Below are 26235 nucleotides of genomic sequence, written 5' to 3' on the forward strand. Positions count from 1 at the left end.
CCCGGGCCGGCCGGCGTTTCCGAGGCGTCCGGTGCGCCGCCGGTCTCACTCCTCGCCGTTCCCGCCCTTCCCACCCCCCTCGCCCGGCAGCGGGTGCTCCTCGACGAAGCGCCGGATCTCCGCCGTGAGGGCGCCGGGGTTGTCCAACGGGACCAGCGTGCGCGCGTCCGGGATCTCCACGTAGCGGGAGTCGGGCAGGAGCCCGGCCAGCCGGCGTCCGGTGGCAGGCGGCATCATGCGGTCCTCCGCGCCCCAGGCGACCAGGGCGGGCCGGGTGAACGCCCGTAGGTTGCCGGCCGCCTCCAGATAGCAGTCCTTCCGGGTGGAGCGGAGGAACTTGGCCAGGTCGCGCCGGATGTGACGGCTGGTCAGCAGGGGGCGGTACCAGCGAGCGATCAGCTCCTTCGGCAGCGGCCGCTTCGCCATGCCGCCGAGCGAGGTCTCCATTCGCGCCAGGAACGGGAACCGGAAGGTCTGGACGAGGAGGAAGAGCCCGCCGGGGACCCGGCCGGCCGCGCACAGGAGCCGTCCCTGGAGACCCGGCGGATAGTTGTCCAGCGCCTCGCAGGAGGTGAGGACGAGCCGCGCGATGCGCTCGTCCCGTACGCCGACGAGGAGTTGGGCGGTTCCCGCGTCGTTCTGGACGAGGGTGACGTCGTTCAGTTCCAGCCGGTCCATGAACTCGGCCAGCAGCCGGGCGACGCCGTGCGCGGAGAGGTCGGCATCGGGGCGCATCGGGCGCCGGTGGCTGCCGATCGGCAGGACGGGCACCAACACGCGGAAGTCGGCGCCCAGTTCGGCAACGACGCCGGCCCACACCGACTCGTCGAAGCCGAGGCCGTGGGCCAGGACCACCACCGGGCCGTCACCTCCGGTGTCCTCGTAGTCGATCGTTCCCGCGCTCAGCTCGATCTCCGGCATGCCCGCCTCCGACCCCGTTCCACTGCCCCAAGCCCACTAGATAGATCGTTCTAGTGACAGAATAGGGCCCGACCGCCCTACGGCGACAGTGGCTCCGCGGAGGTGTCCCCCTTGAGCGACGGCAAGGCCGCCGGCACCCATGAGACCCGGCAGCGCATCGTGACCGCCGGTACCGAGCTGTTCCGGCGCACGGGGTACACCGGCACGGGCATGAAGCAGATCGCCGGGGCGGCCGGTGCGCCCTTCGGGTCGATCTACCACTTCTTCCCCGGCGGGAAGGCCCAGCTGGGCGAGGAGGTGATCCGCACCTCGGGCGCCGTCTACCTGGAGCTGATCGCCGAGCTGACGGCGCCGTACGCGGACCGGGTCGCGGCCACCGCGGCGGCGTTCACCGCGGCGGCCGGCACCCTCGCCGAGCTGGACTTCGCCGATCCGTGCCCCATCGCGACCGTCGCCCTGGAGGTGGCGAGCACGAGTGAGCCGCTACGACAGGCCACCGCCGACGTCTTCGGCAACTGGATCGACCACCTCGCCGACTACTACGCCGGAGCGGGCGTCCCGGAGCCGGCCGCCCGGGACACCGCGAGCTCGGTCATCGCCCTGCTGGAGGGCGCCTTCATGCTCGGGCGCGCCACGCGCAGCACCGCACCGGTGCTCGCGGCGGGCAGGGCGGCAGCCTCCGTGGTGCGGGCGGCACTGGACGGGGCGTGACACCGAGCCGAGTCCGTCAGCCCTGCCCGCCCGGTGGAGGTCGCGAAGCAGGGCGATCTCCGCTCCGTGGTGCAGCAGCGGTCGCTAGTCGGGCAGGTCGGGTGCGTAAGCGACGAACAGCGGCGTCGCAACGACCAAGGGACGGGCTTGCCACGCCTCGGTGGACCGGGTCGGGAGGCGGGTGGCCGAAGGAGCGCGCCAGCCGCCCGCCCTGGTGAGAAGCCTCATCGACGGGAAGCGGCCCTGGACTGTCCGTGGGAGAACGAGTTTGGGCTATGAGCGTCGCGGGTCGCCCGCCTGGTTTTCGAGCAAGCGTGCGCCTTCGCCGTCGACCTCGTCGAAGTCGGTGGAAAGGCTCAGGTGCCGCCACTTTTCGTCTTCCGTCAGGCGCCTGTTCCATGCGGTACGTCCGTAGGTGTAGGCGTCCTTGCCCAGGAGCAGACGCAGGGGCGGATCGTCGAGGTGCGCGATCTCCAGTACGACCTGCGCGACCTTCTCGGGATTGCCGTGGGCGGTTTCGGTGAAGTTTCGCATCGCTTCGACGGCCGCGCCGACGGTGGGCTCGCAGGGCTTGCCGACCGGGGGGATGTGCATGGACGATCCGGCCCAGTCGGTGCGCATGCCGCCGGGTTCGAGGACGGTCACCTTGATGCCGAGGGGTGCGACCTCGGTCGCCAGGACTTCCGAGAAGCCCCCCACGGCCCATTTGGCGGACTGGTACGCGCTCATGCCGGGGCTGGCGATCCGCCCGCCGAGCGAGGCGATCTGGATGATGTGGCCGCTTCCTTGCCGCCTCAGGACGGGGAGGGCTGCCTCGCTGAGATACACGGTGCCGTAGAAGTTGGTGTCTATCTGGCGGCAAAAGGCCTCCAGGCGGGTGTCCTCCAGCGACGCCCGGTCGCCCTGTCCGGCGTTGTTGACGACGACGTCGAGTCTGCCGAACGCGGCGACGGTGTCCGTGACGACGCGCTCGGCCGCATCGGCGTCGGTGACGTCGAGCCGTGCCGCGCGGATCCGGTTGCCGTGGGCGGCCACAAGATCGTCAAGGGCGTCCGGATCACGTGCGGTGGCCATGACTTCATGGCCGGCGGCCAGAGCGGCCACTGCGATCTCCCGGCCGAGGCCGCGGGAGGATCACTTTGGGCATAGCAATCTCCAGAAACTGAGCCCGGCCCGGCGGCCGGAAGGCGGCGGGGGTGCGGCAAGACGGCGCCGAGCGGTGCTGGAACACGTCGGCCCGGCGTCAAGTGGTGATGACGTCGGCATTGCAGAACTGCGAGTCGGCTGCCTTGCCCCGGTGCATCCGTACGGTGGCGATCACCGGCCGGCAGGGGGTGTGGAGTCTTCGTGCCCCGTCCGGGCCGGTGACCGCCCCCGGCTCGGCGTCAGCCCAGCGGGTTGGTCGTGTCGCGGAGCGCGGTGAGGACAGGGGCGTACATGCGCGCCTTGATGGTTCCGAGGGTGTCGCCGGCCTTGTTCGCGTGAGCGTGGGCGAGTTCGAGGGCGGCGGTGCGCAGGGTGGCCTCGTCCGCGGCCTGATCGACGATTCCGGCGGCGGCTGCTTCCTGGCCGCCGAAACGACGGGCGGAGACCATGGCATGGTGAGCCGTTTGCGGGGTCAGCCGGGACTGGATGAGGGCGGACATGCCCGGGGTGAACGGGATGTTGATGTCTGCCTCGGGCAGGCACCAGAAGCCTCGGTCGGCGCGCATGAGCCGGAAGTCATGGGCCAGGGAGAACATCGCTCCGGCGGCGAACGTGTGTCCCTGCAGCGCGGCGACGGTGATCAGCGGGAGGGACAGGAGCCGTGCGAACAGTCCGTGGACGGAAGTGACGTAGTCCTGGTGCTCGTCGCTGTGCGCGGCGAGCCATTCGAGGTCGAGTCCGTTGGAGTAGAACTTGCCGGTCGCGGCGGTGACCAGGGCGCGGGGGCCTTCCGCTTTCTCCACTTCGTCCAGGGCAGCGTTGACCGAGGCGATCCAGTCGGGGTGGAAGCGGTTCTCACCGTCACCGAGGTCGAGAACGAAGACGGCGTCCTGGCGGTCGAGTGTGGGCACGATGGCTCCTCTGGAGACGTTTCGGTGGGGCAGGGCATGTTGGCCGCGGCGGAGTCCGGGTCGGCTGGGCCGCGGATCGGCGCTGCGGGGCGTTCGGGATGCGTCTCGCCGCCGCCGCGGCGGAAGTCAGATGGGACGTGCTCTCCTGGCCCGGTGGTGCAGGGTGGCCGCGGCCAGTAGGCCCAGCGCGACGGTCGCGCCGGCGAGGAGAATCCCGGAGAGGGCCGGCTCACCGGGAAGTGCGGATCCGTGTATCCAGCGGATGGTGAAGTTGGTACTCGCCGCTATGGGGAAGCTGAAGATCCACAGGCCCGGATGGAACGCGGGCTGGCGCAGCTCAGGGAGGAGGAAGACGACGAGGAGGACGGTGAAGAGCAGGGCCCCGGCGAAGCCGTAGCCGACGGCATCGAAGACGCCCTTGTGAACGGCGGTCCAGGCGATTCCGCCCGTCGCGGGGGGAATGGTCAGGACAGTGAGTGCGGGGCGGGCGGGCCCGGGCAGGGGGCCGTTGGTGACGAGGCTGCCGAGAATGACGGTGCCGAAGGCGAGCCAGTACAGCAGCCCCACCGCGAAGGCCGCGTCGGCGACGCCGGGAAGTCTGAGCGTGGAGGCCATGGCGCTGGCGACGAAGGGGGCGGAGGAGACGGGCAGCAGATAGCCCGGGTGCAGAGTGGCACTGCTCAGGGCGCCCGTGAGCCAGTGGGCAAGCAGGCGTGCGGCGATCAGGGCGGCCGCGGTGAGGAACACCGCGTAGGCCCAGCGTGCCCCGGTGAGCCCGAACCGGGAGAAGTGGCCGACGATCAGCATGCCGATGATGGGGACGTACCCAAGGGCGAAGCCCTGGCCGGGATGGCGCAGGTCGTGGCGCAGATTGCGCCATCGGGCCCCGCCATGGCTGAGGTACTGGGCCAGCAGAACCAGCCAGATGAGACCGCTGACCGTGAACAGCGTGTCGCTGACCGGCAGAGCGGGCGAAAAGGTGGTTGCCGCCGCCTGCCAGGCTCCGCCGAGGCCGGCTGTGCCGAGGGAGACGGACAGCAGCCCGATCCTTGCGGCGCGGGTCGCGTGGCGACCGTGGGTGTCGGCGACGGTGTCGGTGGCCGTCCGCGGCCGCCCGCTGTCACGCGGGGCTGGACGGGCTCGCCCGCTGCCACGCGGGGCCGTACTGGTGTGCTCTGTCGTGTCGACCATGTCGGTCATGGGGAACCTCTAGGGGAATGCTGAGGGCGCGGGCCGGGACCCGTCCGCTCGACGGCGCGGGTCGCGGCGTGGTCAGGCGGCCATGTCCAGGACGACGCGGAAGCGTGCCTTGCCCGAGAGCATCCGCTCGTAGGCGTCCATGGCGTGGGTGAAGGGCATGGTCTCGGTGGAGGGGCGGATACCGTGGGCGAGGCTGAAGGCGAGGTTGTCCTCGTTCTGGATCGATGATCCGGTCAGGCTGCCGACGATGCGACGGGTACCGAAGATCAGGTCGGCTGTGGCGACCGTCAGCGGATCGGGGGCGGCGCCGACCACCACCAGCGTGCCGCCCGGGGCCAGCCCTCGGACCAGGGGGTTCATCGACGTGCCGCTGGACGCGGTGGCGACTATGACCGATGCGCCGCCCAGGTCGGCAAGCGCCGTGCCGGGGTCGGTGCCGGTGCTGTCTATGTACTCGTCGGCGCCCAGCTCCCTGGCGAGAGCCTCCTTCTCCTGGCCGCGGGCGATGGCGACCACACGGTGTCCGAGGCCGCGGGCGTACTGGAGGGCCAGATGACCCAGCCCGCCGATCCCCTGCACGGCGACCAGCGCGCCCGCGCGGGCAGGGGCCTGTTGGAGTGCAGTGAGGGTGGTCAGGCCGGCACACAGCAGCGGAGCCGCCTCGACGGCCGGCATGCCGTCGGGGATGCGCACCAGTCCGCTCGCGCGGGCGTACGTCACCTCCGCGTATCCGCCGTCGGTGGTGGTGCCGGTCTGTTCCTGGTTCAGGCAGTTGACGAAGTCGCCGCGGCGGCAGGGCTCGCACTCCCAGCAGTGTCCGTTCAGGAAGCCGACGCCGACGCGGTCGCCGGGCCTCCAGGCGGTGACACCCGCGCCCACGGCATCGATCACGCCGACGATCTCGTGGCCGGGAACCACCGGATGGGACGGGTCGGGGCGCAGTCCCTCCACGGCCAGCACGTCGGAGTGGCAGACATCGCACGCCTCCACTCGGAGGCGGACGTGTCCGGGCTCCGGCTCGACCAGCTCGCGCTCGACGAGCCGGAGCTGGTGGACGCCGGTGGCCTCGAATGCTCGGTACGCGGACATGACGCTTCTCCTCGGTGCTGCCTCTGCCGGCACGGGGAGGGCCGAGGACTTGGGGCGGGTACCTGTGTTCAATATGACCGGTCACTTTAAAATTCGTCAAGCGGTACCGACAGCCGAACCGCAGGCCATGTGCCGTCGTGGACGGGCGCTGCTTTCCCTGCTGGCTCGGGTTTGACCCAAGGGAAGGCGACCGGACATATTGGCTTTTGAGGTGGTGGTGAGGATGGCACGCGCGTCCAAGCGCGAGGAGATCGCGCAGGCAGCCCTGGAGCAGTTCCGTACGCGGGGCTTCAATGCCACGGGGATCAGCGACATCACCTCGGCGGCGGGGGCTCCGAAGGGCTCGTTCTACAACCACTTCGCCAGCAAGGAGGAGAGCGCCCTCGAGGCGCTGAGCCGCTACGCCGCCGGGTTGCGGTTCGACATGCTCGACACGCCAGGACGCCCTGCGCTGGAGCGGCTGCGGGCGCACTTCGAGTTCCTGGGCGCGGACACCGTCGACAGCGGCTTCGCCCGCGGATGCCTGGTCGGCAACCTCGGCGCCGAGGTGGGGGACCACTCCGAGGAGATCCGCTCCGCCGTTCAGGGCGGCTTCCAGCGGTGGGCCACGCGCATCCGGCAGGTGCTCACCGAAGCCAAGGAAGCGGGAGAGCTGAATGCCGCTCTCGATGTCGAAGAGGCCGCGCTGTTCATCCTCAGCGCCTGGGAGGGCACGCTGATCGCTGCCCGTGCGGACAAGTCCTCCGCTCCCTTGGACGCCTTTTTCCGCATGGTCTTCGACGTCCTTCTGCGCTGATCCCCGCTGAGGATCCGCAGGCGTCGCACCACGGTTCCTGGTCGGAGGGGCGCTACGGGTGCTGTGACGGGAGGGCTTGCTCGGTCCAGACCGTCTTCCCGTTGTCGGTGTAGCGGATACCCCAGTTGTGTGCGAGCTGGGCGCAGATGAACAGGCCGCGGCCGCCTTCGTCGACCGTCCGGGCGTGGCGCAGCCGCGGAGCGGAGATGCCGGAGTCGTGGACCTCGCAGGTGAGCGTCCGGTCGTTGATGAGGCGCAGTTGCACGGGCGGCGCGCCGTACCGCAGGGCGTTGGTGACCAGCTCGCTGACGATTTCCTGGGTGTCGTAGGCAGCGTCCTCGTCCACGCCCCAGTCGGTCAGTTGGCGCCGTGCGTGGCGCCGCGCGAGGGCAGGAGCGGTGGGCTCATCGTCCAGCGGCCAGGTGACGACGCGGTCGGCGGGGAAGGGGCGGGTGCGGGCGAGGAGAAGGATGGCGTCGCCGGGAAGAGCATCGGTCCGGAGTCGGTAGAGGATGTCGTCGCACAGGTCCTGCAGGGGCCGCTCGGTGTCGGCGAGCAAGCGCTGAAGCGGCTGCGTGTCGCTTGTGCCGTCCTCGGGCCGTGCCGCAGACAGGAGCGAGGCCGTGTAGAGGGCGAGCACGTCTCCATCGCCCAGAGTGACGGTGGTGGCGGCGTACGGGGGCCCTCCCCTGTCGCCGAGGGCGGCTCCGGCGGCCATGTCGACCACTCGGGTGCTGGAAGCGGCGCCGGCGACGATGGGCGGCGAGTGTCCGGCTGAGGCGATGGTGCACGTATGGGTGAACGGGTCGTAGAGCACGCACAGGCACGTCGCGCTGAGGGGCTCGTCGCGCAAGGGGTCGCCGAGTGGCAGCGCCCTCCGCTCGCGTGCGAGACGTGTCATGGTGTCGTCGAGCCGGGCGAGCAGTTCGTCGGGTTCCAGGTCCAGGGCGGCGAGCGACTGCATGGCGGTCCGGAGCTGGCCCATGGTGACGGCGGTGTGGATGCCATGGCCGACGACTTCCCCGACGACCAGGGCCGTACGGGCGCCGGGCAGGGCGCAGGCGTTGGACCAGCCCCCCGCGCCCCGGTCATCGGCCACGTACAGGTCGGCGGTCTCGATCGCGGTCTGTGACGGAGGAGCCGGGGGCAGCAGATGGCGCTGCAATGTCGCTGCGATGGTGTGCTCGCGGGCGTAGCGGCGGGCGTTGTCGATGCTCAGGGCGGTGTGCGTGGCCAGTTCCAGGGTGAGAGGGAGTTCCTTCTCGTCGAATCCGCCGGATCGCTGTGTGCGGTAGAGACTCAGCAGCCCGAGCACCTTTCCGCGCAGCGTCAGCGGTGCGACGAGCAGGTAACGTGCGCCGGATGCGTGAATCGCTTCGGCCCGCGCCGGATCGGCCGCCAGCCAGGGCGTGTCGGGGCCGAGGGCAATCGTGCGCGGCTTGAGGTCGGCCAGCGCCTGCGCGTACGGGGTCGGGAACGGCAGTGCGCGAACGTCTCCCACCGGATGCGCCCGGGCCTGCTGATCACCGCCGCTGTTCCCGAAGGCGGCCCGACGCAGCGGCACATTCCGGCCCAGCGGGCTCAGCGGTGGTTCCTCTCCGCGCACCACAGGCTCCACCACTTCCACCACGGCGATATCGGCGAGATCGGGGATCAGCGCGCGGACCAACTCCTGGCAGGTGGCCACCGCATCCAGGGTCTGTCCCACCCGCTCCTGGACGGCATGCAGGGCCTGGACTCCGCGGCGTGCCTTCTCCTGCTCTGTCACGTCGTGTGCCACGACCACCGCCCCCCGTGCGTCCCGCAGGGGAAGCACCGAGACGTTGTGCGTGTGCTGGGAATCATTCTTCGGGTCCGTCCGCATGACGTGGTCGACCGCCGGCCTACCGTCTCCCATGGCCTGGCACAGCATGTTCTCCAGTTCGCCGGGTGACGTAAGGGGCCACATATCGGTGAGGGGGCGTCCTCGTATCTGCGTTGTGCTCGCGTCGGACAGGGCCTGTGCCGCCGCATTGGCCGACACGACGTGCAACTCCTCGTCCACCACGAACAGAGCCGCTGCCATGTGGGCGGACAGCGTCTCGAGCACCGCGCTCTCGATGCCGGGCACCAACCCGTCCGCAGGTGGCAGGAAGACGCCCCACGCCGCCGAACCGTCGTCACGCAGCACCGGCCGCACACACAGGCCCCCGCCGGCGGCGCCCTCTGAAACATCACGCGGGCCGCCATCACTGCAGCGCTCCACGTCGCCACCGCCTGGCGCGGGGACAGGGCTGGCCAGGTCGGTTGCCGGACGCCCGACCACCTCGCCCGCCGGACGCCCCCACAACTCCTCCGCCTGGTGGCTCCACTGCACGACATCGCCCCCGCCGTCCACGACCATCAGCGGCGTCTCACCGGCCATGGGAACCACCTCCGCCTTCCAGCGTGCCTGGCTGCCAGGGGCTGCGCCGCCGCAGATCGGCGCCATCCGAGGCTCTGCACGCCGGCCGGGTACGAGTGAACCCCTACGACAGCCGCCGGTGGACTTGCATCAAACCGCCACGCCAACGCTGGGGACGGGTTTGACCAGCGGATACTTGCCGTCCACGACAGTTCCGCCCGGGCTTGCAGCGCACTGAGGGTCAGCGCCCGGGGTGCGTGACGCCGACGAACCAGTGAACGATGAGAGAGCCGCCCGGCCTGCGAGGGTCACCGCGTATCGCATGGCTGCGGCTGCGTCTACGGCTGCGGCTGCGGCTGCGGCTGCGTCGCCGAAGCCGGGCCGCCCGATCGACGTCCCTTTGGCCGCCTCCCTCTGGCGTGACCGAGCAGGAGACCGACATGAACACGTTGCTCGCAGACGTCCTCGACGCGCATGGCGGCCTCGACCGCTGGAACGCACTCACCATGGTCCGCGCGACCATCGTCAGCGGTGGCGACATGTTCGTCATCAAGGGGATGCCGCAGGACCCCACCCCCCGGGAGATGATCGTCTGGCTGCACGAGCAGCACGCCTCCGTGATGCCGTTCGGCGCCCCCGACCAGAAGACCGACTTCACGGCCGACCGCATCGGCATCGAGAAGATCGACGGCCGGGTCGTGGCCGAACGCGACCAACCGCGGAAGTCGTTCGCAGGCCACGAGCTCAACACCCCCTGGGACCCGCTGGACCGCGCCTACTTCAACGGATACGCCCTGTGGACGTATCTCACGACGCCCTTCCTCCTGGTGATGCCCGGCTTCACCGTCACCGAAGTCGAACCGTGGCGGGAAGGAGACGAACTCTGGCGTGGGCTGCGCGCGACCTTCCCGCCCGGCATCGCCAGCCACAGCACCCAGCAGGACTTCTACTTCGGCCCCGACCATCTCCTGCGTCGGCACGACTATCACGTCGACATCGCGGGCGGGTTCGCGGCAGCGCAGTACGTCTACGACATGGTGGAAGCGGACGGGATCCGTCTGCCCACCAGACGCCGGGCCTACCGAAGCGCTGCGGACAACCGCCCGATCCTGGACCGGACGATGGTCTCCATCGACATCGGCAACGCTCGGTTCACCTGACATCGGCCCGTACGCGGCGCGTGCTGGGCGGGACCGGCGGCTGCGCGCCTCGCGCCCATTCAACCGCGCCGGCTCAGGCGCCCAGGCCAGCCGGCGCAGGGCGCTGAGGCTCGCACTTCCGTGAGGATTCCGGCAGGTCACTCTCCGAGGAGCCCCACCGCCCCGTACCACACCGGGCCCGGGTTCAGGCGGTCCGGCTGGAGCGCGGTCATCTGGTCGAAGTACTGGCGGGCCGTGGGGTTCTGGCCGAGCAGCCGGATGGCGTCGAGCAGGTACTGCCGAGGTTCACCAAGCAGCCCGATGCACGTAGACGCCGCGGGAGGGTTCAGCGGTGGCCGCGCTTCTTCTGTTCGGTCCAGATGATCAGCACGCTCACGGCCAGCACGGCGGACAGGATGCCCAGGAACCAGCCGGGAGGGCCGACGAAGACCGATACGACGAACCCCAGGAATGTGGCCAGCAGGGCCGTGCTCGCCCACAGCTCGCGATCACTCATGCGTCCCCCTGCGCGTGGTGAGCCCTCGTCCGCCCCGGACGGGCGAGTAAAGCAAGAGAAACATCACCAGAGGCACGGCAGTCGGTCAAGGGCCAGCCCGGCCTGTGCGGCGATGCCGGGGCCGACGGCGTCCACACCAAGGCGGCATAGGAGATGCCGCCCGCCAAGAAGACCGCGGCGAAAGACGGCCGCCAAGCCGGGTCACGGCTCGTACAACGACGTGAAGGCCACGGTGTCGGCGATCTCCACTGGGCCGGGCGCAGGGCGAGGTCCGGTCCGCGTCTGGATGACCGGGAGCAATCTCGTCGCACGAGAACACGCCCCCCGAAGTGGAACGGCACCAGGGACAACACCCGGATAGTCGCAGGTCAACGGCGTGCTGAGTGAGATCACCACGCCAACGACGAGGGGCTTCGCCACGTCACCCCACCTGACCAGCCTGCTTCACTCCTCAGACCCCAGGATGAAAGAGGTTCAATCTGGCATATCGGATCAAGCGCCATCGCGAGAGGGAGTCCCGCAGGTTGATCACCATTCGATATGTGCATATCTAGCCTGCTGGCAGAGCGGCGAGGAGCTGGGTTCGCAGGAGCTGCGCGGCTGGGGGGTGCTGACCTCGGCGGGCGATGAGTCCGAGCCGGGCGTGCGTGGCGGCGTCGGTGAGCGGGACCGTCTGCAGGCCGCTGCCTTGTGTGGAGGACGCGCTGAGCACAGCGACGCCCGCACCGCGCTCAGTGAGGCGGAGCAGGGTGACTGGGGAACTGGCGTCGATGTCCACGCGTGGGCCGAGACCGATCCTGCGGCAGGAGTCCTCATAGGCGGCGCGGATGCCGGTGCCTGGGGAGAGGCAGAGAATCTTCTCGCCCTGCAGGTCACCGAGGCGCAGGTCCCGCCGGTCGAGGGGGTGCCCGGCAGGGACGGCTGCGGTGATCGGCTCGTCGATGACGATGCTCGCCTCCAGACCCGGGGCGACGCTGCCCGCGTAGCCGATCAGGGCAAGGTCGAGGGAGCCGGCAAGGACCTGGGCCTGGAGGTCGTCGGAGTAGCCCTCGTGAAGGCTGACCTCGATGCCGGGGTGGGTGCGGCCAAGGCCGGCGATGGTGTCGAGGAAGGCTGGGATCGAGCAGCCCATGATCATGCCGAGACGGACCCGGCCGCGGACGGCATCGGCGAACTCGCCGGCGGTGTGCTTGATGGCTTCAAAAGTGGCGAGGGCGTTCTTCGCAAGGGGGAGAACGGCATTACCGGCCGGGGTGAGGCGGATTTGACGGCCGGAGCGGTCGAGCAACCGTTGGCCCAGTTCCGCCTCCAGCTTGGCCACTTGGGTGCTGATGCCGGACTGACTGACGTTCAGGCGATGGGCGGCAGCCGTGAAGGTGCCCTCGTCCACGATTGCAGCGAAGTAGCGCAGCTGGTGCATCTCCATATCCAGTAATGATAGACGCCATCTGATCTATCTGTTGGACGGATTGATCGAAGTGGCTGGAGGATGGAGGCATGACGACGAGGACTGCACGAGAGCTTGCCGAGACCTACTTCACCGCCTGGGAGGCGGGCGACTTCGCTACCTTGCGGGGGTTGCTCGCCGAGAATGTCGACTTCGTCGGAGCGCTGGGAACGGCGTCGGGGGTAGAGGCGGCACTCGTCGGCCTGAAGGGCCTCGGTCAGGTGCTGGAGAAGATCGACGTGAAGGCGCGGGTAGCGGAAGGTGATGAAGTGATCACCTGGTTCGACCTGCACACAAGCGTCGCGCCGCCTACCCCGACGGCAAACTGGATGCACGTCGACGACGGGAAGGTCACCCGAATCCGGGTGACCTTCGACCCCCGCGCACTGCTGGCGGGACTCGAGAGGCAGAACTGAGCGGGAAACCCAGACACGATGTTGATCACGACTCGATACGCGCCCTAGTACTCCAGTGCGGCTTCGTGATCTGGCTAGGCGTCGAGGTAGTGGTAATCCCCATCAGGAAGGCCGATCACCAGGCCGCCGTTGTGAACCCTCCACTCACTCATGCCGTCGACATCGTGGCTGACCAGAAACAGCCCCCGAGGCCTATCGTCGTACTCATCATCTTGGTAGGAGGCCGGGATCTGGGCGATCTGACGCAACCTCTCCTCGAACCAGTCGAGGGACACCGCACGGATGTTGCCCCCGTAGAAGGCCCACCTGACGCTGTTGTACTGCCGAGCGGGGAAGGCCCAGCCCCCGCTGTAGGTGCGCTCCGGATCGTCTGCTTCCACGATCTCCTTGATCTGGGCCGGCTGGCCGTCGTCACACTGCAGCCAGCCCCTGACCGAGACCATGATTCCCATGGCGGTTGCTCCTCATTCGTGTGGCGCGCTGCCCTCGCGCACGATTCCTATGCTCTTGCACGCTAGAGGTGCTCTTGCACGGGACTATTACTCGATGATCACGCGTTGGCCGTTCTCATACTCACAGGGCCCCAGCGCAAAATTCGCGAGGGCCGAGTGGATGGGTGCGGCGCACTCTCGCCCGAGGCGGCTGATCCACCTGCCAATCCCTTTGTGCGACCGAGCAGGTCACCTCTAAGAGCGGGGTCGTGGCGGGAGACGCCACCGCTTCCGACGGCTACGACCGGGCCTGTGCGGTGGACGATCCGGCCGGTGTGATCGCCGTTGGCGAGAACGGTGTGCACGGCCGGGGCGGACGTAGTCCTCGCCGACGCGGCTACGGTGTGGGCGGAGTAAGGCACCTGGGTCGCGGACGGTCCGGCCGCGCTCATGGACGCCGCTGAAGCAGCTCCTTTAATTGCAGGTGCGCCGGTGGCCCGCCGTGGTGCTGGCGCGCAGGTTCGATGGCCGGGCGCTGAGTTCGGGTCAAGCAGCGGGCCCGGGAGAAGAGTTCCGGGCCCGCTGTGAGCCGCACGTCGTGACTGTGAGGCCCTTGGACGTGCCTGCGCGCGATGAGCAGGTCCTCGGGGCCGTCGCGGTTTCACCTGATGGTGGCCGCGGCGCCGTCGGCTTGGGGCGGCTTGGCCGGCGCCTTGTAGGGGGCGATCTTCCACTTCTGGCCGGGGTGGCCCTTGGCCTTGCCGACCAGTCGGCCGTCGTCGTCGGACCCGTAAGTCTGCTTGCCGCGCACGGTCTGGCTGTCCGAGGCGGAGATGTAGATGCAGTCGTAGCTCCACCGGTAGGTGCTGCCCTCGTATCGCTTGGCGCCGCAGCCATACAGTTCCGTGCGCGAGCCCACGCGGATGGGGCGGGTGGTAGTGCGGGCCGTCCGGGTGGCGTCCCCGCTCCGCCCCGAGCAAGCGGGGCGGGCGCGGCGTTTGCCCCCGTATCGCTCCGTAGGGCTGAGGCCGGTACTCCCGAAGGTGCGGCCAGGGGACAACCGCACCTTCGGGAGTACCGGGCCGCGTGCCGATTTGAAGGACACCTCAGGCGCGTCGCGATGTGCGAGGGTCGAGCACCTCCCGCCAGCCGCCTGCCGCCCTCCCATTCCCGCACGGCGAAGGGGTGAGGGCGGCCGCTACACGACGACCCGGTTCCCTCTGCGCGCGCGGTGTCGGGCCTTCGACATCGTGTTTCTGCTTCCTGATCTCAGTTGTCGGTTGTGCCCGGGTCGATCGTTGCGCTGATGCCGTTGATGGCGCCGTCCTGTGCGAGCGCCACGCGGAGGATGACGGGCTGGATGGGGTGCGGTGGGACGGTCGGGATGATGGGGCCCGGCGGATAGACGTTGAAGAAGGTCGGGTGGAACGTCAGCGGGGCGATGGGGCCCGGCGGAAAGGTGACCACGTTGTGGTCGCTGCCGACGAAGCGGTAGGTGCCGCCGCTGACCTGGCCGACGCCGGTGGTGCGGAGCATGGTGCTCGTCACATGGGCGGTGCCACCGCCCCCTTGTGCGGTGTCGGTGACGACCTTGACGCGGAGACTGCCGGTGACGTCGATCGCCTCCGAGCCGAGGGTTCTGAAGGTGCCGCTGAGGGGCAGTACGACGGTTTGTTGATGGAAGGTCTGTGCGGCCGGGGCGGCGGTGGCTGTGGTGGAGGGGACGACCAGACCCAGGGTGGCCAGAGCGAGGCAGACCTTCGCGGCAGCGCGCGCGAGACGACGGCGCATAGGTGCTCCCATCAGTGAGGCGAGAGGGCGCGTATCCACGCCCGTCCCGCAGACGGAAGTCCAGCGTGTCCAACCGACCGAACACGTGTCGCGTCGGACCGGCCCGGACGAGTGCAACTCTCACCTGCCAGGTCTATCCGTCGTCACCCTCCTGGCGGGCTCGTCGGGTGACAGGCCGCGCCGCTCCTGGCGGTCAGGGCGTGAACACCTCTTCTGGGTGGTCGATCGCTCCACTGCGCTACCGACACCATGCCGCGCGGATAGCAGGCTGGATGTGGGATTCGGACTACTCCTCGGCTTCGGAGTACGTGCAGGACATGTGTGACTCGCTGCCCTCACAGTCGAAGGACACCTCGCCCGCCCAATGGCTCGCCGAGGCCGGCTATATGGACGAAGACGGCCAGAAAATTCTGGGGTACGGGGTCCCCAAGCTCTGTCCGAAGTGGACCAAGACCATCAAGGCAGCCGTCTCCGGGAACTACCCCCGATACATCTCCGGGGGCGAGTACGAGGTGAAGACCAACCCTGCACCGTACGACCCCGACTCCGGCTCGGACGTCCAGGAGATCGGCCCCGGCACCTATGTGGCAGCGGGTCACTTCTCCGAATGCTACTGGGAACGGACAGCTGCAAACGGGAACATCATCGACAACCAGTTCGTTACGCAGGCAACCCGGCTGACAGTGACGCTGCAGGTCGGAGAACTGTTCAAGAACGAGTGCGGCACGTTCAAGCCTGCCAGCTGAAGCCGAACGAGCACCGGATCGGACCGGAGTTCTTTCCGGTCGGGGCCCACAGCCGCTGCGGCAACGGGAGCCGCGCGGTTTTGGTCGTATCGCAGAATCCGTCTCATCCAGTTCGGTTTGCTCCGCGCCCGCTAGGAGACTGCTTGCCTTCCGGGGCGCATCACCCGAGATACGGCGCACCCCCGGCGGGCGTTACACCGCGGCAGTCGTCCCCGCACCCGCGGGGGTAGCTCCCGCACAGGAGGAGGCGTAGTGGGCGCCGACCGCATACGGAAACCCGCGGGTGATGCCCATCGGAGGTCTTACAGGTCGAAGTCGAGCTGCTCGACGTCGGTCAGCTCGACCTCGAGGCCGTGGGGGCGGCGGCCATTGTCGCGGAAGTAGACCTCGCCGAGGGCTTCGGCGGTGATGGTTCGCAGCTGCTGTTCGGTGGCGCCGGCGGCTTGGGCGTCGAAGAGGCATGCGCCGTACTCGGGTGACAGGGCGCGGGTGAGGTGGCGCAGGCGGGCGTCGTCGGTGGTGCCGGGTGCGGCGGTGAATCCGAACCGGGCGCGGGTGTCGATCATCAGGCCGGTGGAGGTGGCGGCCTGGCGTCGGGCTTGTTCGCGGATGGGGGCTGCCGGCGGGCGCGGACGGCGTCCTCGAGGCGCTGGGCGAGGTCCGGGCGGGGCCGGCGGATCTGGTCCTTCACGTGGCGCTCCACGGTGCGTTGGGAGACGCCGAGCAGCTCGGCCACCGCCCGGGTGCCCCTGAGCTGCTTGACGAGGTAGCGCATCTGGGCGCCCGCGGACACCCGCGGCCCGTAACGATCCACCACCTGCACCCGGGGCTACCCCGGACTGGTTTTGTTGGTCGCGCCCAGACCCACGCCACGGCGGACGCGCCGTGGGCACCACCACCGGCTTTGGGTGTGGTCCACGCCGTGGCGGGGTGACCGAGGGGTTCATGCGGGAGGCAGGGCAGCAGGGGCCGAGCCAGTCGGCTGGTGTCGGCTTTGTCGACCGCATCGAGGGAGAGAAGCGGTGAGGCGGTGTTGGGCCGGCCGTAGCCTTCGGTGTCCGCACTCGCCGGCAGCAGATCCCGTGCAGGGCGGATGGCTGCCGGCTCGGCTGTGCGCCGAACGTCCGCCGGACGACCGCACCCCAACGCGCGAGGCCGACGCTGCACGCAGTGTGACACCGACCGGCGAACCGGTCGGGCCCACACCGTTGGTCGAATGGCGGCCCGTGCCTGACGCGGGCGCTACCGCACGTCGACGAAGTCGCTCTCCGAGGTCTTGGCGCTCGTGGTCGTGGTGCCGGCGAAACTCCACCGCCAGTAGCCGTCAGCGGAAGCGGTGACCGTTGTCTTCAACGCACCCGTGCTGCTGGTCTTCACTGTCTTGATGGTCGTGTAGGTGCTGCTGCCCTTCTTGCGGAATTGCAGCTTGACCGGCTGGCTGGTGTAGCCGTGGTACTTGTAGTCGTCCCAGCTCGCGCGCTTCAGCGCTCCTGTGACCGTAAGAGTGCTGCCCTTCCGCACCGGCTCGGGCGACGCGTTCGTCGTCAGTGTGCTCGCGCGCTTGAGGCGGAAGCTGTCGATGCGCTCGTCCCAGCGGTAGTCGTCATCGATGGCATCCACCCAGGACCCGACGTACCACGTGCCGGCCTGGCTGTTGTCCAGGTCGACGCGGGGGTCGAAGGTGAACGTGTGGGTGCATGAGTAGTCGGTTTCACAAATGGTCTCGTCACTGGCGTACCCGGCGCCGGGGCCGTCCAGGTCGGTGTCCGCGGACAACAGGCCCGAATCGTCGTAGGCGTCGATCTCCACATCGAACGACTTCGAGTATGTGGTGCCGATGATCACACTGGAGCCGTTGTTGACGGTCACACCGAGGATCTCGGTGTCACCGGCGCCGCCGTCGGCGTAGGCGGCCGGAGCCACCAAGCCGATGACTCCGAGCGCGGCGGCAATGGACATGGCAATGCGCTTATCCATGAGATGTCTCTTTCTGCCAGGTCACGGCGCGCACCAGATGTGCCGTGGCGTGCGCACGGCCTGGAGTGCAGTCCGCTCCCGATTGTTCGTTGTGCTGTCGATTCCAGGCTTCGCGTGGAAAGTTGGCACGGCGAGCTACGAGGGGGGCCTCCTGCCAGACCCTGCTTCGACGCCGCTCGCGCAGCCATGTAACAGCCGTGGACAGTCCAGGCCACGCCACCGGCTCGCTCGCGGCTGGAGACCGGGGGCAGCTTCGAGGGGCGAGGACGCCGTTTTCCTACCGACGGTGTCCGGCTCGATCGGCAGGACACGCGACCCACGAAGCCGCTGCGCCGTTCACCTCGGTGCGGGACGTGCTCTGACTGTCAGCATTCCTGCGTACAGCCAGGCACAGCCGCACAGCGGCGGCCCGACGACGGTAACGGTCGACCTCATGCATCGATCATGAACGACAGATGAACGCCGTGGAAGATACGTGATCATCTTGTGATGACCCAGAACCGGGTACGGCTGGTCGGCCATCAGCACAGTTGCCGACGGCTTGTCACACCGCGGTGACAGCCAAGTCACTAGGGGTTCGTTGCCACCGACTCGCCCTACACCACGGCCCATGGACCCGACAACGGGTGTGGGGGTACATGAAGACCTCCGTTCGCCGCTGCGCTAAGGGCTGTCCGCTGCCCACTCACCGGCGCAACTCAGACGCCAGGGCCCGCCTGGCGCGCCTGATCTCGCACAGGGTCGGATAGCTGCGGCGTCGGCGAGCAGGGCGGCCGGCTACTGCGGGCTCTCTGCCGAGGCGGCGCGTCCTGTACCCGGTGGCCGCACGACGACCGCCGGCATGTCGACCACTCCGACGGCCGCAAGCAGCTCGGCGACGCCTCCGGCACCGAGTGGTTCGACTAGGCCGTGTTTTAGAAGTTGCTGGTGTGCTGGGTGGGCCGTCCGGGGAAGTCGCGGGCGGCCATCCAGATCGTGAGGTCTCGGGCGATCCGATCGATGCTGGTCTCGGCGATGACGTCATGCTCACGGCGGGTGGTGTCGCGCCGGACGACCTCATAGCCGCCTTCGTCCAGGACCGCGACGGAGGTGAACCAAGCCGGGTCGTCGTCATCGGGCTGGATGACGACGAACGTGTTGTCCGAGTCGTCGAGGTCCTCGATCAGCATGAACAGCGCGTCCTCGGACGGGTCGTCGATGTGGTCGCCGCTCTCACTCTTGGCCCGGTAGTACACAGCCCCCATCGGCCCTGTCTCCCCTTCCTCGCCGCAGCTGCCCTCTAGAGCGTGAACAGGTCTGTCAGATAGGTCGGTTCGGCCTCCACCTGTGCATAGCGCCCGGTCTCCTTCGACCATGCGACGTTCCCGGCGGTGAGCGCGTGGAAATCCCTGACGCAGCGCAGTGCGTCGTCGACGACGTCCTCGGCGAGCCCCGAACGCGCTAGACGCCCGGGCAGGACCTGTTCGAGGTCAATGATGCGCTGGACGTAGCCGGCCTGCATGACGGCCACTCGATCCACCGCCTCCTGAAGGTCGCACCGGTGATGGTGGCTGATCACCGTGACGGCGTTGAACGCATACTCGTGCGCGAGTTCCTTGGGCAGCGAATAGAGATCGTTGACGCAGGCGTTCGCATAGATCACCGCCTCTCGCATGTCCGCGAAGGCCGGGTTCGCGTGCAGTCGGTCGGACAGGTTCACATCGGTGGCGATTTCCACCAGGTCCAGGACGGCGTCGAACGCGAACGAGGCGCGTCGGTGGGCGAGGTATTGGTGCAGGCCGGGTATGCGTCCTTCTTCCCGATAGATCATTTCGGCCCGGTAGCTGTCGAAATACCACAGCAGGTGGGGGATGAATCTGCGTTGCCATGCGGAAGAACGGACAGCCGTCGTACGACGCCAGAGATCGGCCAGGGAGCGCGCCAGCCGCCCAGCCATGACGGTTCCGTCGAAGACTGCGAACAAGGGGCCGAACGCTTCCTGCCACCGCTCGGGCTGGTATCCCCGCACCGGGTCGTCGTCGAACTGGTCGTCCAGTTGGAACAGCCACGCGTTCCACTGGGTTATCAGTGTCAGTGCCTCCTGTGAGGCGTTCGGGCACAACCACGCGGTGAGCCGGTCCACGCGAGTGCGATGCACATGCCGGCGTGCTTCCTCGGTGGGCGCGAGACGGAACTCGTCCAGCCACACCTCGGTGGCCGCCGTGGCCGCCCGGAGTTGCGGATTGAGCGCTGCCGGTACGGGTGCGTAGAGGTCCGGGATCCGGAACTTATCCATACGTCAGCTCACTTTCCGGTGCTTCTCTGCCGTTCCTGACGTTTAGTCACATCGCCGATGCGGCACGCCCGAGGCCGCATGGCGCCATGACCAGGCAGCCCCGGCCACCGACGTAAGCACCCTGCCTGGTGATGGCGTTCGGCAGAGGTTTCGTTTCTCCGGTGCCATATCGCTCTTGGCGGGCCGGCACCGCAGGGAATGGGCGAGTTCCGCTGTGCGCTGACGCAAGTAAACGGCGAATCAGGCCCGTTGTGAACAGGTGGGCCAGGAGCGGGTCAGCCGCGGTGGCCGCGCCGATGCAGCCGGGCCAGGAGCAGGGCGACGTCGTCCCCCGGGCTGTGATCCTTCCGTGTACCGGCGAGGAGGTCGTCCACAACGGTCTCCAGGTCCGCCGTGGCAGCGCCTCGCAAGCCTTCGAGGAACCTCGCGGTGCCCTGGTCGATGTCCTTGTTCACGGCTTCGAGCAGGCCGTCTGTGGTCAGCGCGAGCACGCTGCCCGGAGCGATGCGCAGGCGGGTGGTCGGGTACCGCTGCTCCCGGTCGATTCCCAGAGGGAGCCCGCCCGCGACCTCCAGGAGGCGCGGTGGCTTGCGGGGTGTGACCAGCGCCGGTGCCGGATGACCCGCCCGGCACACCCGGAGCGTTCCATCGGAGGGGTTGAGCGCCATGTAACAACACGTGGCGAAAAGGGCCGTGTCCGGATCGGTGTTCAGCTCGGCCAGCAGGCAGTTGGTGCGTTCCAGGACGGCCGCGGGCGGGTGTCCTTCGTTCGCGTAGGCATGTACGGCGGTACGCAGCCGCCCCATGAGGGACGCTGCGTGAACACTGTGTCCCTGTACATCCCCTATGACCAGAGCGACGCCGCCGTCGGGCAGACTGATGGCGTCGTACCAGTCGCCACCGATCCACATGCCGGAGGTGGCGGGCTGGTAGCGGGCGGCGATGGTCACACCCGGCACCGTGAGCGGCCCGCGCGGCAGCATGCCGTGCTGGAGCTCGGTGGCAAGAGCGTGTTCCGACTCGTACATGCCGGCCCGCTCCAGTGACTGGGCGAGCAGTCCCACGGCGGCGACCAGGAGGGCCCGCTCCTCGGGCAGGAACTCCTGCGGCTCGGGGAAGCTGACGAGGCAGGAACTGACGCCGCCGCGCGAGTCCATGACCGGCAGTGCCGCCCATGCCTGCGAGGCCGACGGCGCGAGGGGTGCCAGGTGTGGATGAGCGGTGGTAAGCGCGTCCGCAGAGCCGATGAGAACGGGCGCCCCACGGTCGAGCGACTGCCACACGAGGGTGCGGGCCGTGGCGTCTGGGACCTGCAGGGAGTTCTCACCCCGCTCGTCGTCGGAGCACGAGGCGACGACGGTCGGCCGGTTCCCCTCCAGAGCGATCACCGCCAATGCGTCCGCCCCGAAGACCCGCAATCCCGCCTGTGCGGCGGCCATGATGTCCTTGACGGTCACCGCGACGGCCAGAGCCGCGGTCAGCTCCCGCATCCACCGGTCACGGGTCGCACGCTCGTACAACCGCCGCCTCTCCGCCTCGTGGCGTTCGTGCACGGCCGTGGTGTCCATGACCACTCCGACCATGCGGGCCGGCAGCCCGTCGGCGCCGGGCAGGACGCGGCCCCGGGCTTCCAGGGACCGGTGCCGGCCGTCGTCGGAGGTGACGCGGTACTCGATCTGGTAGTTGCCGCAGGACTTCGCTATCAGTCCCAAGCCGTCGCGCACGTCGGCCAGATCCGCCTCGTGCACTGCGGCGAGGAAGCTCGAGATGTCCGACGGACCGCTTTCGGGCATGCCGTGCAGCGCGAGGGTGAGGGGATCGCAACTCACCTCGCCTGTGGCGATCTCCCAGGAGTAGAAGCCCGCCTGCACGATGCTCGCGCTGGCCTGGAAGGCGCGGGAACCGGACTCATCTTCCCGGCGCACGGCAGTACGCACCGATCCGACGTCTTTCACTAGATCTCCCTGCCGCGGCGTGAACTTCCCTCTGAGGGATAAACGGTGCTCGACCGGATAGGCCACGCACTGTAGTCAGTGGCCGATGGAAACCGGCCAATGGGGCGATTCGAGAGCCTACGGAGCTGCGGCACCGTCCCTCGTCGACGTGAACGGGCGCTCTCGAAGAGGAGTGTGTTCGCGCTCTTCTCAGAGATGATCGCCTGACTGACCCGACTGTGGCCGGATCGTGCGCATGGAAGTGAATTCCCTGATCTTGCGCCGGACACCCCACCGGCAGACCGGTGCCCGCGCCTTCGGCCTCCGCGAAGGCCCCTCCGCTGTCTCACAGGGCAGCCGGGCGACCGGGCTGTTCAGGACACCCGGGAACGACACGGATGCGAACGGCTCGCCGGAGGTTGGTGACGCCGCACGCGGGCGAGGGGCCGGCGTATGCGGTGGAGAAGTCCCCCGTACGGAACTGCGCCGGCGTCCGGAGCGCACCGCCCACGAGGTGACGAAGGACTGACCTCGGCGTTTCGGCTGAGGTGATGAGGCGTCACAGATCGTCTGCCGTCAGGTCCGGCGGGGTGATTTCGGTGTTCTGGATTCGCGCAGTGTCCCGTCCTGATCCAGGGCGGGGTGCCAGACCTGCTCGGGCAGGGCCCGGATCGCTCGGCGGACCGGCTCGGTGACCGCGTGTCCGACCGAGAAGAAGGTGCGGACTCCGCGTGCACGTAGCTTTCGGACGTGGGTGAGGAAGGCTTTCGCGGATCCGGCGCTGTCGGTGCGGATCAGGATGTCGGTGCCGTGCCGGTGGGCGTCGGGGATCTGCGCAAGAGCGTCGTCCAGTACCGCGATGTGGTCCGCGGCGGTGTTGGTGCCTGCGTTTCCGGGCCGCAGCCGTCCGGACATGCCCTCGCCGGTGTTGGCGAGGAAGCACAGCAGCGGGTGGAAGCCGAAGCTGCCTTGTAGGTGAAATCGGCCTGCTCTTTCCCGGAGTGGCAGGTGATCAGTGTGGCGTCGATGTCCAGGACCAGGCCGGGCACTTCCCGTCCGCCGGCTTTCGCCGCCGGTGTGCCGCAGCGAGTCTCGGATGCCTGAAGCCAGGCCACTTCCCGGGCCCGGGCCCGGGCTGAGCGCAGACGGTCCAGTACACGTTCGCCGACGGCGGCCAGCAGCCGCCAGGCAGTCGGTGTAGAGGCGACGGGGCCGAACACTTCGCTCTGGTCCCGCAGCACGGCCAGATCCGCAGTCGACTCGGCGCGGTGGAGTACGAGCTGGTCAGCCCGGTGGCATCAGCCAGATCAGCCAGTAGCCGCGCACCGGTTCATCGTCCCAGCTCAGGAGGCACTTCCGGGTTCACGCCCATGATCGGGACGGACTCCAGGTGAAGCCCGAGGCCAAGGCTTCACGGGCTCCAGCCGCAGCCGCTGGGTCGGCCAGGGTGCCGGTTCGGCCGGGCCGAACCAGATCCGGACATCCTCCCCGGTGCGAACGGGCAGGCGGGGAAAGTCGTTCTCGGCGTGCTCGGTGCGGTGCAGTGCATGCCCGGGGCCCAGGTGCCGGGCGGCGTACGTGTCGAAGTCGGCCGCGTCGGTCGGATGGCAGACGGTCGCGAGCACCTCACTCGTCCCCGGCTCCGGCGTGAAGCCCGGGCCGCGCAGCAGCAGGACGTCGTCGCTGTCGATCATGGTGGCGTTCGCGGTGTCGCGGTGCTCCCGCCAGACCGGGCCAGTGTAGAACGCCTCCAGCGCGCGCCGGCGGTGCGCCATGTCGGGGAACGCGCGCAGCCAGACGAAGCGGTCCGGGTCGTCCAGATCGCGGAACCGGCCGCCGACGGTGATACCGACCGCCTGCTGACCGGTCACGAACTCGCGCTCGAACAGCTCGATCAGCGTCTCTCTGGCGCCGGGATGCAGGGTGTACTGCCGGAGTTCGACGATGCTCATGCGGTGGCCTGCCCGGTGCGCGTGAGGTCCATGGTCCAGTTGTCGTCCATGCGCAGCAGGTTAGGGCCGGTCTGCTGACATCCACTGTCAGTGGATACTGAGCCGCATGCGTGCGAGCCGGCTGGTCACCCTGCTTCTGCTGCTCCAGAACCGGGGCCGGATGACGGCCCGGCAGCTAGCCGACGAACTGGAGGTCTCCGTCCGGACGGTCTACCGGGACGTCGAGGCGCTCGGTGCCGCCGGTATCCCGCTGTATGGCGCCGCCGGCCACGCCGGCGGCTACCGGCTGGTCGACGGCTACCGGACCCGGCTCACCGGACTGACCGTGGACGAGGCGCGGGCCGCGTTCCTCGCCGCACTCCCCGGCGCCGCCGCCGAACTCGGCCTCGGCGAGGCGCTCGTTTCCGCCCGGCTCAAGCTGCGGGCCGCCCTTCCGGCGGAGCTGCGCGAGCACACCGAGCAGATCCAGGAACGCTTCCTGCTCGACGCCCCCGGCTGGTACGGCGACGTCGACCAAGTGCCTCACCTGGCCGTGGTCGCCGCCGCGGTGTGGGCGCGGCGGGCGGTGGTACTGCGGTACCGGCGCTGGCGGGCGCCGGAGGAGATCGAGCGACGGGTGGAGCCGTACGGGCTCGTCCTCAAGGCCGGCCGCTGGTACCTGGTCGCCGGTGGGCCGTCGGGGATCCGCACCTACCGAGTCGACCAGATCCTCGAAATCCGGTCGCTGGAAGAAGAGTTCGTCGTCCCGGACGGGTTCGACTTGGCCGGATACTGGAACCTCTATCTGGCCGACTTCCGAGCGCGACTGCACACCGCGGACGCCCTGGTGCGGCTCACCCCGGAGGGCGCCCGCCGCCTCGGCGTGACACCCACGGGTGACGGATGGACGGAGGTCCGCGTACCCATCGAGTCGATCGACCACGCCCACCGAGCCTTCCTGCGGCTGGGCGCCGATGTCGAGGTCCTGGCACCGGCCGAACTACGCAGCCGCATCGCCGAGACGGCACGAACCCTAGCTGCCCGCTACGAAGCGTGACCCCGGGCAGAAGGTTCTCCTGCCGGGCACCGGTCACCCGCACACGCGTGTAGGACCCGATATGCCTCTTCACCTGAGAAGTGCAGCGTTCCTGACCGCGCCAGGACTCTGAACAGGTTCCATCGCGCCAGGTCAGCGGCACTCTCACTTCGTCGATCACAGGTAAGACAGCCACGCTCGTGAAACCGCGAGGCTGAGGCCCGCGTCGGCACGTGCGGCCGTACGGCGGGCCGATGGGCCGTACGGCCGGCCGATGCCCACTCCCGGCAGACCCGGGCCCTGCGCCGCCCCTCGCCGGGTGGACCCACGGACCGGGAGCCTCCCGCAACGGAGCGCCTGGCTCCGCCTGTTACCGGCACTTGGCCCCCGGAGGCCGAGCCCGCCGGGGGTTCTTCGCGGAAGCGCCGCGGAATTGTCCGTGATCTGTAACAGAGGGATCCCCGGTTCCCTTCTGCCCGTCCTGACTGATGCACGGGAATGAACCGACGGACACGGCACAGGGGCGGGGCGGACATGGCGCGGCATGGTGGCGGGCGGGGATGGTACGGCCGGGTGGCCGCGGCGGCGGTCGGGGTCACCGCGGTGGCCGCCGCCACCTCGGTGTGGACCGCGCAGGCCGGGCAGACGGGCGGCGGGTCGGGAACGAACGCGGGGGCGCGGCCCGCCGCGTCGAAGCCGGCGGCGGTCTCCCCCGTCATCGCCCACTCCTCGGACAAGGGCGCGCACGCGGTCAACATCACCATCGACGACGGCCCGGACCCGCAGTGGACGCCGCAGGTGCTCCAACTGCTGCGCGACAACGGTGTGAAGGCCACGTTCTGCATGGTCGGCACCCAGGCCGAGGCCCACCCGGACCTGGTCAAGAAAGTGGTCGCGGCCGGGCACCGGCTGTGCGACCACACGGTGTCGCACGACACCACGATGGACACCAAGTCCCAGGCCTACCAGAAGCAGCAGATCCTGAAGGCCGAGCAGCAGATCACCAAGGCGTCCGGTGGTGTGCGGCCGATGTACTACCGCGCGCCCGGAGGTGCCTTCACCCCGTACAGCCGGCACCTCGCGGCCGAGCGCGGGATGCGGCCGCTGGGCTGGAACGTGGACTCCAAGGACTTCGAGCGGCCGGGCACCGACGCCATCGTCACCACCGTCAAGACCGAACTGACCAACGGGCCGACGATCCTCTTCCACGACGCGGGCGGCGACCGCTCACAGACCGTGGCCGCCCTGCGCACCCTGCTTTCCTGGCTGAAGCAGCAGGGGTACTCCTTCGGCTTCCCCGTGCGCTGAACACACCTTCGCCCCGGTGAATGCCGGGGGAATCCGTGGTCGTCGAATTCCTGGGGCGGATGTCCGCTCCCATGACGATGCCTACGATGAGGCTGTCCCGGCGGCGCCCGCTCGGCCGCCGGGACGGCCG

22 protein-coding genes and 3 pseudogenes are annotated in these 26235 nt (G+C 69.0%); 7 read left to right on the plus strand and 18 right to left on the minus strand.

The features are described 5' to 3' along the window. Positions 1 to 45 precede the first annotated feature (45 nt). Positions 46 to 921 carry an alpha/beta fold hydrolase gene (locus BLW57_RS04470; protein WP_093472298.1) on the minus strand — a complete coding sequence of 292 codons (876 nt, stop codon included), beginning with the start codon at positions 919 to 921 and terminating at the stop codon, positions 46 to 48. 111 nt (positions 922 to 1032) lie between these two features. Between BLW57_RS04470 and BLW57_RS04475 the strand changes: the two genes are divergently transcribed. After that, positions 1033 to 1632 (plus strand): TetR/AcrR family transcriptional regulator, encoded by a 600-nt coding sequence (locus BLW57_RS04475; RefSeq protein ID WP_093472299.1) that lies wholly within the window; start codon positions 1033 to 1035, stop codon positions 1630 to 1632. Positions 1633 to 1905: 273 nt separating this feature from the next. On the opposite strand, the pseudogene BLW57_RS04480 reads toward BLW57_RS04475, so the two are convergent. From BLW57_RS04480 to BLW57_RS04495, 4 genes and pseudogenes are all read right to left on the minus strand, one after another. Next, positions 1906 to 2766, minus strand: a pseudogene (locus BLW57_RS04480) (SDR family NAD(P)-dependent oxidoreductase); the annotation flags it as partial. A 251-nt stretch (positions 2767 to 3017) separates the two neighbouring features. Beyond that, a complete protein-coding gene (locus tag BLW57_RS04485) occupies positions 3018 to 3689 on the minus strand; it encodes an enoyl-CoA hydratase-related protein (protein ID WP_093472302.1) in 672 nt (223 codons plus the stop codon). A gap of 126 nt (positions 3690 to 3815) precedes the next feature. Next, positions 3816 to 4889: a TDT family transporter gene (locus BLW57_RS04490; RefSeq protein WP_093472304.1), complete on the minus strand. Its 1074-nt coding sequence runs from the start codon at positions 4887 to 4889 to the stop codon at positions 3816 to 3818. Positions 4890 to 4961: 72 nt separating this feature from the next. Then, the gene (locus BLW57_RS04495) at positions 4962 to 5978 is read right to left on the minus strand and encodes an alcohol dehydrogenase catalytic domain-containing protein (RefSeq protein WP_093472305.1); all 1017 of its coding nucleotides are present in this window, start codon (positions 5976 to 5978) and stop codon (positions 4962 to 4964) included. Between the two features lie 223 nt (positions 5979 to 6201). On the opposite strand from BLW57_RS04495, the gene BLW57_RS04500 reads away from it, so the two are divergent. Further along, positions 6202 to 6774, plus strand: a complete 573-nt coding sequence (locus tag BLW57_RS04500) for a TetR family transcriptional regulator C-terminal domain-containing protein (protein WP_093472307.1) — start codon at positions 6202 to 6204, stop codon at positions 6772 to 6774. Positions 6775 to 6826: 52 nt separating this feature from the next. Here BLW57_RS04500 and BLW57_RS04505 read toward each other — a convergent pair whose 3' ends face one another. After that, on the minus strand, positions 6827 to 9244 hold the full coding sequence (locus BLW57_RS04505; RefSeq protein WP_107450009.1) for a SpoIIE family protein phosphatase: 2418 nt from the start codon (positions 9242 to 9244) through the stop codon (positions 6827 to 6829). Between the two features lie 353 nt (positions 9245 to 9597). Between BLW57_RS04505 and BLW57_RS04510 the strand changes: the two genes are divergently transcribed. Further along, positions 9598 to 10317 carry a hypothetical protein gene (locus tag BLW57_RS04510; protein WP_093472308.1) on the plus strand — a complete coding sequence of 240 codons (720 nt, stop codon included), beginning with the start codon at positions 9598 to 9600 and terminating at the stop codon, positions 10315 to 10317. Positions 10318 to 10642: 325 nt separating this feature from the next. Here BLW57_RS04510 and BLW57_RS41245 read toward each other — a convergent pair whose 3' ends face one another. Both BLW57_RS41245 and BLW57_RS04520 read right to left on the minus strand, forming a co-directional pair. Then, positions 10643 to 10813, minus strand: a complete 171-nt coding sequence (locus tag BLW57_RS41245; protein ID WP_176985455.1) for a hypothetical protein — start codon at positions 10811 to 10813, stop codon at positions 10643 to 10645. Positions 10814 to 11363: 550 nt separating this feature from the next. Beyond that, positions 11364 to 12233 (minus strand): LysR family transcriptional regulator, encoded by an 870-nt coding sequence (locus tag BLW57_RS04520; RefSeq protein ID WP_176985456.1) that lies wholly within the window; start codon positions 12231 to 12233, stop codon positions 11364 to 11366. A gap of 77 nt (positions 12234 to 12310) precedes the next feature. On the opposite strand from BLW57_RS04520, the gene BLW57_RS04525 reads away from it, so the two are divergent. Then, entirely contained in the window at positions 12311 to 12676 is a 366-nt protein-coding gene (locus BLW57_RS04525; protein ID WP_093472313.1) for a nuclear transport factor 2 family protein, read from the plus strand. Between the two features lie 74 nt (positions 12677 to 12750). Here BLW57_RS04525 and BLW57_RS04530 read toward each other — a convergent pair whose 3' ends face one another. From BLW57_RS04530 to BLW57_RS04540, 3 genes are all read right to left on the minus strand, one after another. Beyond that, on the minus strand, positions 12751 to 13128 hold the full coding sequence (locus BLW57_RS04530) for a hypothetical protein (protein WP_093472314.1): 378 nt from the start codon (positions 13126 to 13128) through the stop codon (positions 12751 to 12753). Positions 13129 to 13768: 640 nt separating this feature from the next. Next, on the minus strand, positions 13769 to 14026 hold the full coding sequence (locus BLW57_RS04535) for a hypothetical protein (RefSeq protein ID WP_093472316.1): 258 nt from the start codon (positions 14024 to 14026) through the stop codon (positions 13769 to 13771). Between the two features lie 350 nt (positions 14027 to 14376). Beyond that, positions 14377 to 14898 carry a hypothetical protein gene (locus tag BLW57_RS04540; protein WP_093472318.1) on the minus strand — a complete coding sequence of 174 codons (522 nt, stop codon included), beginning with the start codon at positions 14896 to 14898 and terminating at the stop codon, positions 14377 to 14379. A 200-nt stretch (positions 14899 to 15098) separates the two neighbouring features. On the opposite strand from BLW57_RS04540, the gene BLW57_RS04545 reads away from it, so the two are divergent. Then, positions 15099 to 15644: a hypothetical protein gene (locus BLW57_RS04545; protein ID WP_143051584.1), complete on the plus strand. Its 546-nt coding sequence runs from the start codon at positions 15099 to 15101 to the stop codon at positions 15642 to 15644. Positions 15645 to 15946: 302 nt separating this feature from the next. Here the strand turns inward: BLW57_RS04545 and BLW57_RS04550 are convergent. From BLW57_RS04550 to BLW57_RS04580, 7 genes and pseudogenes are all read right to left on the minus strand, one after another. Further along, positions 15947 to 16467 (minus strand): annotated as a pseudogene (locus tag BLW57_RS04550) (XRE family transcriptional regulator). 419 nt (positions 16468 to 16886) lie between these two features. Continuing rightward, complete coding sequence (locus BLW57_RS04555; RefSeq protein WP_093472320.1) at positions 16887 to 17621, minus strand: calcium-binding protein; 735 nt, start codon at positions 17619 to 17621, stop codon at positions 16887 to 16889. Between the two features lie 914 nt (positions 17622 to 18535). Continuing rightward, a complete protein-coding gene (locus BLW57_RS04560; protein ID WP_093472322.1) occupies positions 18536 to 18865 on the minus strand; it encodes a hypothetical protein in 330 nt (109 codons plus the stop codon). A gap of 35 nt (positions 18866 to 18900) precedes the next feature. Then, positions 18901 to 19896 carry a terpene synthase family protein gene (locus BLW57_RS04565; protein WP_093472323.1) on the minus strand — a complete coding sequence of 332 codons (996 nt, stop codon included), beginning with the start codon at positions 19894 to 19896 and terminating at the stop codon, positions 18901 to 18903. A 275-nt stretch (positions 19897 to 20171) separates the two neighbouring features. Beyond that, positions 20172 to 21821 carry a SpoIIE family protein phosphatase gene (locus tag BLW57_RS04570; RefSeq protein WP_093472325.1) on the minus strand — a complete coding sequence of 550 codons (1650 nt, stop codon included), beginning with the start codon at positions 21819 to 21821 and terminating at the stop codon, positions 20172 to 20174. Between the two features lie 618 nt (positions 21822 to 22439). After that, a pseudogene (locus tag BLW57_RS04575) lies at positions 22440 to 23157 on the minus strand (transposase); the annotation flags it as partial. 16 nt (positions 23158 to 23173) lie between these two features. After that, positions 23174 to 23782: an NIPSNAP family protein gene (locus tag BLW57_RS04580; protein ID WP_093472326.1), complete on the minus strand. Its 609-nt coding sequence runs from the start codon at positions 23780 to 23782 to the stop codon at positions 23174 to 23176. Between the two features lie 106 nt (positions 23783 to 23888). Here BLW57_RS04580 and BLW57_RS04585 point away from each other — a divergent pair, with 106 nt between their 5' ends. Next, the gene (locus tag BLW57_RS04585; RefSeq protein WP_093472328.1) at positions 23889 to 24818 is read left to right on the plus strand and encodes a helix-turn-helix transcriptional regulator; all 930 of its coding nucleotides are present in this window, start codon (positions 23889 to 23891) and stop codon (positions 24816 to 24818) included. Positions 24819 to 25331: 513 nt separating this feature from the next. Further along, on the plus strand, positions 25332 to 26105 hold the full coding sequence (locus tag BLW57_RS04590) for a polysaccharide deacetylase family protein (protein WP_093472330.1): 774 nt from the start codon (positions 25332 to 25334) through the stop codon (positions 26103 to 26105). Positions 26106 to 26235 lie beyond the last annotated feature (130 nt).

Origin of the sequence: Streptomyces sp. 1222.5 (assembly GCF_900105245.1) — a bacterium.
Taxonomy (GTDB): Bacteria; Actinomycetota; Actinomycetes; order Streptomycetales; family Streptomycetaceae; genus Streptomyces; species Streptomyces albidocamelliae.

Excerpts from the sequence above, each read along its gene's own strand:
- BLW57_RS04470 (WP_093472298.1), bottom strand. The coding sequence starts at position 921 with ATGCCGGAGATCGAGCTGAGCGCGGGAACGATCGACTACGAGGACACC.
- BLW57_RS04490 (WP_093472304.1), bottom strand. The coding sequence starts at position 4,889 with ATGACCGACATGGTCGACACGACAGAGCACACCAGTACGGCCCCGCGT.
- BLW57_RS04495 (WP_093472305.1), bottom strand. The coding sequence starts at position 5,978 with ATGTCCGCGTACCGAGCATTCGAGGCCACCGGCGTCCACCAGCTCCGG.
- BLW57_RS04500 (WP_093472307.1), top strand. The coding sequence starts at position 6,202 with ATGGCACGCGCGTCCAAGCGCGAGGAGATCGCGCAGGCAGCCCTGGAG.
- BLW57_RS04505 (WP_107450009.1), bottom strand. The coding sequence starts at position 9,244 with ATGGCGCCGATCTGCGGCGGCGCAGCCCCTGGCAGCCAGGCACGCTGG.
- BLW57_RS04510 (WP_093472308.1), top strand. The coding sequence starts at position 9,598 with ATGAACACGTTGCTCGCAGACGTCCTCGACGCGCATGGCGGCCTCGAC.
- BLW57_RS41245 (WP_176985455.1), bottom strand. The coding sequence starts at position 10,813 with ATGAGTGATCGCGAGCTGTGGGCGAGCACGGCCCTGCTGGCCACATTC.
- BLW57_RS04520 (WP_176985456.1), bottom strand. The coding sequence starts at position 12,233 with ATGCACCAGCTGCGCTACTTCGCTGCAATCGTGGACGAGGGCACCTTC.
- BLW57_RS04525 (WP_093472313.1), top strand. The coding sequence starts at position 12,311 with ATGACGACGAGGACTGCACGAGAGCTTGCCGAGACCTACTTCACCGCC.
- BLW57_RS04530 (WP_093472314.1), bottom strand. The coding sequence starts at position 13,128 with ATGGGAATCATGGTCTCGGTCAGGGGCTGGCTGCAGTGTGACGACGGC.
- BLW57_RS04540 (WP_093472318.1), bottom strand. The coding sequence starts at position 14,898 with ATGCGCCGTCGTCTCGCGCGCGCTGCCGCGAAGGTCTGCCTCGCTCTG.
- BLW57_RS04555 (WP_093472320.1), bottom strand. The coding sequence starts at position 17,621 with ATGGATAAGCGCATTGCCATGTCCATTGCCGCCGCGCTCGGAGTCATC.
- BLW57_RS04560 (WP_093472322.1), bottom strand. The coding sequence starts at position 18,865 with ATGGGGGCTGTGTACTACCGGGCCAAGAGTGAGAGCGGCGACCACATC.
- BLW57_RS04565 (WP_093472323.1), bottom strand. The coding sequence starts at position 19,896 with ATGGATAAGTTCCGGATCCCGGACCTCTACGCACCCGTACCGGCAGCG.
- BLW57_RS04580 (WP_093472326.1), bottom strand. The coding sequence starts at position 23,782 with ATGAGCATCGTCGAACTCCGGCAGTACACCCTGCATCCCGGCGCCAGA.
- BLW57_RS04585 (WP_093472328.1), top strand. The coding sequence starts at position 23,889 with ATGCGTGCGAGCCGGCTGGTCACCCTGCTTCTGCTGCTCCAGAACCGG.
- BLW57_RS04590 (WP_093472330.1), top strand. The coding sequence starts at position 25,332 with ATGGCGCGGCATGGTGGCGGGCGGGGATGGTACGGCCGGGTGGCCGCG.